Here is a 9380-nt window from a genome sequence, read left to right on the forward strand (position 1 = left end):
TTGGATAAGAATCAAATTGTTAAATCAAATCAAGTTATAGAAGCTTCCTATCAATTAAGTGCTGTAGAACAGCGTATCGTCTTGGCAGCTATTTCACGTATTCCGAAGAGCCAGCCTATTACTGATGATGAGTTATACCCTGTAAGCGTTAATGAACTACAGCTATTAGGAGTACATGAAAAAACCGCATACAGAGACTTAAAAGAAGGTATTAATAGACTTTATGAAAGATCTATTAATCTTAGTATTGATGATAAATCTATAAAAATGAGGTGGGTACAAGAGATCCAGTTTTTGGATAGTCAAAGTATCATTGGTATTCGTTTTTCAAAACCTATCTTGCCCTTCATATCTAATTTAAGTAGAGAATTTACTAAGTATGCTCTATCAGATATTGCTGGGATCAATAGTGGATATGGTATTCGTATTTATGAATTATTGGTGCAATACAGACAAATAGGTAAGCGTGAAATCTCTGTTGAGAGCTTACGAAGCATGTTGGAGCTTGGCAAAAAATACCCACTATTTGCAGATTTCAAAAAACGGGTAATTGATACTGCTGTAGACCAAATAAATGAATGCAGCCCATTAAGCGTTTCCTATGAGCAGAAAAAAACTGGTCGTAAAGTCACCCATATTCTTTTTTCATTTAAAGAAAAATCAAAAAGTATTAATCAACATAACGAACAAGATAAGGTTTATAAACTAACAGACGCTCAAATCAATATGTTTGGCAATCAGCTTTCTCGCTTACATGAGCTATCGCATTTAGCAGCTCAAGGAGAAAGCTATGATGTACTGGCATCAAGAATAAAAGAAATGCTTAGAGATCCAATACAACAAAAGCAATTTATTCCTCATCTTAGGAATTTAGGTTTTAAAGGGTGAGGTTTGATTGTGTATGTAGCGGTTGACTGTTTCTTAATGTATCTTAGTTCACATAATAGACAACCTAAATTACAACATGAAATCACTATCTGTTATCGAACTTTCAAACCTCTATGGAATGACTCGTCAAGCCGTTTATAAACAAATAAATAAAGGTAATTTAAGTAAGAATAGCGATGGTAAAATTGATCTTTCTGAAGCTATTCGAGTCTTTGGTGAACCATCTAAACATGTGAACAGTTCACAGACAACCGAAACACGAAAGTTGTCAGAAGTTCACTTGCTTGAACAACAGGTTCACATGCTTCAAAAACAGCTAGAACAGGCTCATGACCGTGAGAAATTTCAACGAGATGAATTAAAAGCTAAGAATGATCAGTTACATGTTAAGGACGAACAAATTGAGGCAATGCAACGTCTATTAGAAGCCCCAAAAACCAATATGACTACGTTTACCGATCAAGAACCGTTGCAACCAAGCATGACCAAAACAGCTCCAGAACCGGACACAGCAGAAGCTAAACATGACGGATTGACTACTCTGGTCGAAACAGAAAATAAGCGTATTCCGGTGCCGGAGCATGTTGAACCGGAGCAGCCGAAAAGAGGGTGGTTAAGCCGGTTTTTCTTGCCGAATGGCTAAGGGCATTATTCAACTGAGCTAATCAAAAGTGTGGAACATTGATCAAAGAATAGACGTGGAACACGACTATTCACGTAAAAAGCCCAATCGGTAGTGATTGGGCTTTTTTATATACGATAAGATTATGATTTATATCAGAATAAAAATAGCATTTCGTATAAGGTGTATTATGTTAATTTTAGATAAAGTTAATATTCTTCACTTTTTTCTAAACTTGTACCATCACCACTTTCCATGCCAACTAACTTACATACAATAGAATAATACTTAGGAAATATTCCAGGAACAGTGGCCCCATTTGCATGAGTATTCATAGATCTTATTGTTGGAAATCTATACCACAATCGATTTATAGAAATGAAATTATTAACCTCATAATGCTTACTAAAATTTAAGCGATTATAAATACTAATATATTCCCTAATTTCTTTCTCTTCTTGTGATGTTAAATTATTCAAGAGAATCTCCAATAATAAAGCTTAAATTGTCTTTTCATCACCTTTATAAGCCCATCCTTCTTTTTTGGCTTGCTCAGTTAAAAAATGAATAGCCTCAATATCAGGTATACGAGCTTGTCCCCTAGCTGCTTGTAATTTCCCTTCAGGAGTTCTCCAAATAAATCTAAATCCTTTATCTGTTTTACCATTTTCATAGTCATACAAGCACCATTGAAAACATAAAGTCCATCCTGATGGATAGACTTTCTTTACAGAATCAATAATATGGACTCTAGCCATTAAATTCACCTCATCCTGACTGTACAGTTAAGATCTTAATTGTACAGTCAAATTAGCATTAAGTTTATCTCTTCGCAAGATATTCTATTTAAGATAATAGCGCTTATACGAAATGCAATTTAAAATATTATTGTTTTTCAGATAGTTAAAACTTTTGACTGACCTCAAAAACAGCAAAAAGCCGACTTAAAAACAAGTCGGCTTTTTTATGAGCAGGTTTGATACTTCTTGCCAACAAAATAGATCAATATTTAATCAAAATGACGCATTTTTGTGATTTATCAAGCCATACATAGCCTAAACAATCCCCAATTTCTGCGGACAACTCTTGGGATAAAAAGTGGCCAGACTTGTACGTTTTGGCGCACGTCCATTCAGGTGCTTTGCGTCTATACCATTCTTCATCAATTTCCTATCATGGGGACATAGAGAGCAGGATGCTCCAGATAAGAATAAGAAAAGACAGCAACGGAGAATGCAGGTACGACAGGAGTTATACCTAACGCATCAAATACGAAAAAGCCCGACAGGATGTCGGGCTTTTTTATGGCTTAATTCTTTAGAAGAATCAGTATTATATTGGTTTTACTTAATTTGAGGAAATGCCCGATATCCTGCAAAACCACTTTTTGTCATTCGCCGACTAAAAGAAATACCACCTGTTTTTGCAACAGGCCATTTATCTTTTAACTTATCATCAATTTGGACAATATTGACTCCATCAGAAAGTTTTGTAGCTTTCCAAACACATTCTCCAAATGCTTTCACATGATTTTCGGTGACAACTCTAATCATAGCTGGAGATAGTGCTAAACCGACACCGATATCTAAAGAAGGTAAATTATGTTTATTTAAAAGAGCATCATTCACAATATCTCTAGTTAATGTGACACATGCCTTTGAGGCATGAAATGAATCATAAATTTGCTGTTTATCTTTATATTGTATAAATCCCAAAAGTCCATCGCCTAAATACTCAGTGACTTTCCCCTGAAAAAAATTAATGGTGACTTCTAATGAAGGTAACAAAGCAGAAGTTTCATAAAAAACCCGCTGAATTCCGCTATCTATTCCTTTAAGCTCACTTCTTGATGTTTTTAATCTTTCAGTAGATTTCCTGATATCACAAACAATAGCTATGAAATCATCAATTTTAGGGTCAAATAGACTTACTTTATCATGTCCTGGAATCAAACTTGGATGACTATCTTCTGCTTTTGCAACAGAAACCCTTGCCTCATCCAGTATCATAAAATTACTAGCATTAGTCTTTTTCCAGTCATATTCAGCTTTTTGCAAATGTGCATCACAAGTTGTCGAAACTATTTTCTTTAAATGAAGAATATCGCTTTCACTGATGCCAATGATATTAGAGTATTCTTTTATATTCGGCGAATTCAAACATGAGGTGCGACAGTTTCAAAAGCCATATGATAATCAACAAGCTGAGCAAATTTCTCTAATGGTGTAAGCCAATCTAACGCCTTTCTAGGACGAGTATTCAGTGACATGGCAACTTGATTTAAATAATGCTGATCTGCCTGATTTAAATCAATCCCTTTAGGTAAATATTGCCTAATTAAACCATTCATATTTTCGCATGTGCCTTTTTGCCAAGGTGAATGTGGGTCACAGAAATATACATCTATGCCTAAATCTTCTTCGAGTATTTTATGTTCTGACATCTCGCGTCCACGGTCATAGGTCAACGTTTTACGCAGTTCTGCAGGTAAATATTTCAGAGCTTCAGTTAAAGCCTTGCGCACTGATTCTGCCTTTGCATCAGGTAATGTTGCCAAGATACAGAGCCGTGTATTTCGTTCAATAAGTGTTGCTATCGAACTTTTATTGTCTTTACCTTTAATTAAATCAGCTTCCCAATGACCCGGTATTTTTCTTTCTTGAACTTCGGCTGGGCGCTCATGAATAGTTTTAATATCCTGTAATATAGAATCTTTTTTAGGTTCACCGTTAGCTTTTCGCTTTTTATTTTCATGACGCAGACAGGATAATAAGTCTTTTTTCAACTCACCCTTTGGTAATGCTCGTATCGTTGAATAAATCGTTGTATGGCTTACATTCATTGTTTGATCCAAATCAGGAAATGTCTTTAAACGCTTTGCTATTTGCTGAGGAGACCATAAACAACGGATCGCTTCAACAATAAATTTCCAGAGGATTGAATCGATTTTGAGTTTTCTGTGACCACGTCTACGTCTAGCGAAGGTGTTATCAGAAGCATATCGAGCTTGATAAACGTCATTGATGCTATTTCTTTTAAGCTCACGATAGATCGTACTAGGATGTCTTTTAATGAGTTCAGCAAATTTTCTGGCTGAAAAGCCTTCTTTTCTTGACTCAAGCATTAATGCAGTACGATCTTCAAAGTTAAGATGATGGTATGACAATTTTATATACTCCATAAACCCTTTAAATTAATTAGGTGGTTTATGTCGCACTTCAAGTTTTACTCTGCCTTCATTTGAGTTAAGCCTTAATAAGTAAATAACAAATCCAAATAACTGCTGCAATAATAATCAATAAAAAAATTGATTTAATACATACACTTATTCTTTGAAGCTTCAAGTTTCTAATTGTTATAAGTTTTAAACGTTCAAACATTAATTCAGCAATATACTCATCTTCAGTTAAGCTCTTAAAGTAATTTATCTCATCATCTAAACTATTTTTTTTATCAGGCATAGCTGATGAATTTAGGTACTTCATTGGAGATAGCTTTTGAAAAAGATTCCCCCCAAAAAGGAATCCTTTCGGCTGCTTTGAGATACCATTAAAATCAACACTATCAGCTGGATTATTTTGTGGAGATACAGCCATAAATAAAACCAACAATGAAAATCCCCATACTAAAAAAAATAGAATTATTACTAATGTAAAAAGAATATTTTTTTGGATTAATGCCAGAAAAGCAGGACTAATAGATTCAATCCGACTAAATGGCACGCAAAGAAATACAAAAAGGAAGCCTGTCTTGACATCTAATGCCCTTATAGTACTTTGTATATCTTTCACACTTTCAATAAGTAAGGTGTCTTTACACTTTTCTAATTCCACTGGTTTCCCCCTTTTTTATGTCTAAATAAATTATGAATACACTCTTCACACAAGCCCAACTATTCTAAATCCATTCAACACATTGGAACTTATAATAGAAATTCTTATTTGAAGTAATATAAATCAACAACCTAATTGATTAAGTATTTAAAAAGCCGACTTAAAAGTCGGCTTTTTAAATACTTAATCAACGGCTTTTTTAGATACCACAATTATTTCCTTTTGTATCTGTTCTTACTATTAACTGCCACTCTATTTCTCCAGTTAATGCAGTATGCTGATGATGGTTCTGTGGTGGAAATATGTCATCAGCATTACTGGTTATTTCTCTTTTACAACCTTTACATCTATAAATACCCGAAACAGGAACTGTATCCGCAGGATTATAGGTATTAGTCCACCATTCTTTAGAACTATCTATTTTTACTATAAATTTTTCTGTATCTTTATTAACAATCGCCACTTTAAATCTCCAATTAAAAATATTTCTTACTGAACAATTAAATTAGTCAGGCCCTTTTTCTCTCTTTACCATGCTTTTTTAAAAGTTCCTCAGCATCTTTTAATTGCTGCTCTAATTCCTGATTAGCTTTCATAAGTTCTCTATACATAACTTTCTTTTCGGCATCGACAAAACGCTTTAATACTTCACGCATTAATGCTTGATATCCCATTTTTTGTGCCTTACTTATATTCTTTAAATCGTCTATAAGATCTTTCGGCAACCGAATTGAAATCATCTGCATATTATTAGATTTATTTAATAACTCATGGAAAGATGCTGGAACCGATGTAGATCTTGCAAATTGAGGATCTGATCCTAATTCTCTACTTTCCCACTGTGTAGCATCATCTAATTCAAGATCTGCTACTTCAGGTGAATGTTGATCTATATTTTTCATAATCTATACCCATTAACAATTTATTCGTGTTTTCTTCACGTCACTTTAAATAAGCGTATTTGATGTATACCTGAACAAATCCCCATCGACCAAGATGGGGAATTATCAGATAACCCGAACACTCTGAACAATGATGAGTCTTCACTTCTCAGAATGTTCAAGTTTGTCTAAGAATTAACGCTCTTCTGGAAAGAAGATATTTAATTCATCTTGATTTGGTTCAAAAGCTGACTTAATAACAATCTTTTGAATGTCTTCTAAATAAATAAAACAAACCTTTAACAATCGCCCCGAATCTGTTTCAGAGATGAACCACTTTGTTGGTGGGTTCGTTTTATTTTTTTCCCGAGAATCTTCTAAAAAATTATTCTCAGTATAGTTAAGAAAACACTGCAAAACTTCTGCAGCTACTACGGAATGCTTGTCTGCTAACTTACGTCGCACACGAGCAGAGATAATTAGAAAAGGTTCATTATCTTCAACCATTATTCTACCCTCAATACGTTATAGTTTCATATATACATTTTGTATATACACGGTTTTAGCCAAATATCTACTATAACAGGGTGTTAGTCAACGAAATAAAGAGATAAACCTCTCATTTGAACAATAAAAGCTCAATTTTATTGATTTTTTGTATATACAAATAGTATATACGTTCTTTTTGCATAGATTTCAATATTTTTTTGATAAGCTTTTCTATCTAATATGAAATCTCTTATAAGAATTCTAGCTCGATCCTTTTAGAATAGGCTTTTAACCTTCACTAAAAGGATCGAACCACTTTGCATATGATGCTATTTAAAGTTACCAACTTAAATTTTTATTTTGGGTAGCCCCTAAATCGACCAAAATTTCAGCAGAGTTGTTCTATACTGTAAAACGTAGATTTTGGTAACTATTCACTATTCACATTCATACTCTTAAGCTATATATTTGATCAATAAACAGGCTAACCAAGAATTATCATGAAAAACGATCTAGGCTTAATTTTTGCAACTTTTCTATGTGTTCTAGGGGTATCTATAAGTTTCATAAAAGTACCTAATAGTTATTGGGACTTAATAGGGATTTTTGCTTCATCACTTCTGATCGTATTCTTAATTCGCATGACTCCATTCCTAAAGAATAGTTCATCGTGAAATAAAAAAGCCCGACAATAGTCGGGCTTTTTTATTTCTTATTAACGGGTTGCTCGTACCATTTTATAATACATATTTGGAGCCGGTGTCGGAGGGAAAGGTTCTCCTTTGACACATGTAGCTTCATTTGTTTTCACACCATTACTAGTGTAAACACCATAAATTCCAGACTGAGGTACGATTTGCCCTGATGTATACTTCATATAAAATCCAAAAATAAGTTATCGAAATTCAACACTTTATCTGTGGTTGAATTTTTTTATTTCAAGTGAAGATATAATTTTTAATTTATCCAATCCTGGGCCTTTTGTTCAATCTGATCATTGACCTCAAACATGCCAGGATTAGTGATCCGGATGTTTTCCTGACAATTTCCGCAAAGCATTAGCCCTGCAAAAAGCTGTACGTTTTCCCTTGAATCACAGAAAGCACATGGTTTAGAGAGTTGAATAATATTGCTCATGGCTTTTTCCCTTCAAAATAGTTCTTTTGGGCATACGCATTTCCTTGTCTCTGCATACCGCGAATATCATCTCTTTCTACTTTTAACTGCATAAGCGTACCGAGTAGCATCATGTACACTCCACCAAAATCTTCAAAGAATTTTTTGTTCAGATAATTGGCTTCAGTAAACTTATCGAGGGAATAGTTAATCTGCTTTTCAAAATCATTCACCACTGTTTCAATCCGACTGGCCTGCCGTTCAATACTGGCCATCTGTAAATTACTGGTCAGCAAATCCCGCAGATAAGTCCCTAGTTTATCGCCCTTCAACTGAGCCAAACGTTCATATTCTTGTGCAACCTGATTGTCTAATCTGACGGCAACGGTTCGAGTACTGTTCATGAAAAACTCCTATCATTTGTTTTCAATCTAAGCACCTAATTTCTAAAAAGTAACTATCAAATATAAGTAAACACTGTATTAAGTTTTAATGATTACAGGTTAAATATCTAATATAAAAAGAGAAATTTATATAAAAGCGTAAACAAAGGTGATTACAAGCTATCTTATTGTTTTGTAAGTAAATATTGCACTTAATCTGCAACAAAAAGTGTTTACATCTAAGCCTATGAAATACAATAAAAATCATGATAAAAGCGTAAACGCTTTCCAGACACATCAAAAACCGCTGTATCCCTTATAGCATAAGGCTTTAGAGCCTTTATCTTTAGATGCGTGGTGTGTGAACCAAAAATTGCCGGTATGTACCGGCTCCCAATCCATTTAATTGACTTAACTGACAGTAAAGATAGTGCTTGGCCAAAAGAGATCCTGACTATTGTATTTTTAAGAGAAAAATCTATAAGCGAAAACTCTAGCCTACAGGTCAAAAATAAAACCTAAGTTAAAACGCTCTCACATGCGATTTCAGCCACATTTTTACATAAGACATAGAATCGACTATTGAAATGAGTAATCAGGTCAAAAAACGCAAATGAGCGCCAAATAGAGACTATTTTTATTCTAATCGGGATGAATAGAGTGAGTGTCTACGAGCGAAGCACCAAAATTCGCACCTCGACTCTCTGAAAAACAGCTTTTTAGGCTGTGAAGCCTAAATAAGCGTAAATCACATGCAGAAAATTGGGCCTAGATCGAGCGTAGCGAGTAAAAAAGCTTTATGAGCGAAGCGAATTCCGAGTTTCTTTTGCTCTTGTTTTTGCTTTTTCTCAAAGTCACAACAGGATGATCTAAAAAATTGCCCCACGAATCGAGCGAAAGCGAGATTCAATAGAGTTTGAGCGTAGCGAAAACCAAGGGCAATTTTTTCAAACGTATTTTTAATTATTTTTATATCTTTTAAATCTTTTCATTGAGCTGTATCCCTTATGGAGCAAGCCTTTCAACGTTCAACTATGACGGATTGACTACTAACTATGACGGATTGACTACTAACTATGACGGATTGACTACTTAACTATGACGGATTGACTACCAAATATGACAAGTATATAGTTGTCATATATAAAAGAAAATCAATGGTTTTATT

At 34.2% G+C, this 9380-nt stretch carries 12 protein-coding genes; 2 read left to right on the forward strand and 10 right to left on the reverse strand.

What is annotated here, in order from left to right:
• Together repM and AC4CU2_RS18860 are read left to right on the forward strand one after the other, a co-directional pair.
• Nucleotides 1–888, forward strand: coding sequence for a replication initiation protein RepM (repM, locus tag AC4CU2_RS18855; protein ID WP_068550825.1), 888 nt, complete (start codon nucleotides 1–3; stop codon nucleotides 886–888).
• 76 nt (nucleotides 889–964) lie between these two features.
• A complete protein-coding gene (locus tag AC4CU2_RS18860) occupies nucleotides 965–1531 on the forward strand; it encodes a plasmid replication DNA-binding protein (RefSeq protein ID WP_068550826.1) in 567 nt (188 codons plus the stop codon).
• A 188-nt stretch (nucleotides 1532–1719) separates the two neighbouring features.
• Here the strand turns inward: AC4CU2_RS18860 and AC4CU2_RS18865 are convergent, their stop codons facing one another.
• The 10 genes from AC4CU2_RS18865 to AC4CU2_RS18910 all read right to left on the reverse strand — a co-directional run bounded on the left by AC4CU2_RS18865 (nucleotide 1720) and on the right by AC4CU2_RS18910 (nucleotide 8233).
• Nucleotides 1720–1989 (reverse strand): hypothetical protein, encoded by a 270-nt coding sequence (locus tag AC4CU2_RS18865; protein WP_262551132.1) that lies wholly within the window; start codon nucleotides 1987–1989, stop codon nucleotides 1720–1722.
• A gap of 21 nt (nucleotides 1990–2010) precedes the next feature.
• Nucleotides 2011–2268, reverse strand: a complete 258-nt coding sequence (locus AC4CU2_RS18870) for a hypothetical protein (protein ID WP_262551135.1) — start codon at nucleotides 2266–2268, stop codon at nucleotides 2011–2013.
• Nucleotides 2269–2853: 585 nt separating this feature from the next.
• On the reverse strand, nucleotides 2854–3669 hold the full coding sequence (locus tag AC4CU2_RS18875) for a hypothetical protein (RefSeq protein WP_490769391.1): 816 nt from the start codon (nucleotides 3667–3669) through the stop codon (nucleotides 2854–2856).
• A complete protein-coding gene (locus tag AC4CU2_RS18880; RefSeq protein ID WP_004994718.1) occupies nucleotides 3666–4691 on the reverse strand; it encodes an IS30-like element ISAba125 family transposase in 1026 nt (341 codons plus the stop codon). The genes AC4CU2_RS18875 and AC4CU2_RS18880 overlap by 4 nt, the downstream gene beginning before the upstream one ends.
• Before the next feature lie 64 nt (nucleotides 4692–4755).
• Entirely contained in the window at nucleotides 4756–5343 is a 588-nt protein-coding gene (locus tag AC4CU2_RS18885) for a hypothetical protein (RefSeq protein ID WP_490769392.1), read from the reverse strand.
• Between the two features lie 199 nt (nucleotides 5344–5542).
• Nucleotides 5543–5806: a protein L gene (locus AC4CU2_RS18890; protein ID WP_262551120.1), complete on the reverse strand. Its 264-nt coding sequence runs from the start codon at nucleotides 5804–5806 to the stop codon at nucleotides 5543–5545.
• A 46-nt stretch (nucleotides 5807–5852) separates the two neighbouring features.
• Nucleotides 5853–6245: a BrnA antitoxin family protein gene (locus AC4CU2_RS18895; protein WP_262551122.1), complete on the reverse strand. Its 393-nt coding sequence runs from the start codon at nucleotides 6243–6245 to the stop codon at nucleotides 5853–5855.
• A gap of 174 nt (nucleotides 6246–6419) precedes the next feature.
• Nucleotides 6420–6731, reverse strand: coding sequence for a hypothetical protein (locus AC4CU2_RS18900; protein ID WP_262551124.1), 312 nt, complete (start codon nucleotides 6729–6731; stop codon nucleotides 6420–6422).
• A 939-nt stretch (nucleotides 6732–7670) separates the two neighbouring features.
• Nucleotides 7671–7850, reverse strand: coding sequence for a hypothetical protein (locus AC4CU2_RS18905; RefSeq protein WP_262551126.1), 180 nt, complete (start codon nucleotides 7848–7850; stop codon nucleotides 7671–7673).
• Complete coding sequence (locus AC4CU2_RS18910) at nucleotides 7847–8233, reverse strand: hypothetical protein (RefSeq protein ID WP_262551129.1); 387 nt, start codon at nucleotides 8231–8233, stop codon at nucleotides 7847–7849. The genes AC4CU2_RS18905 and AC4CU2_RS18910 overlap by 4 nt, the downstream gene beginning before the upstream one ends.
• Between the last annotated feature and the right edge of the window lie 1147 nt (nucleotides 8234–9380).

It is taken from the genome of Acinetobacter sp. 797_lipA, from assembly GCF_058243025.1.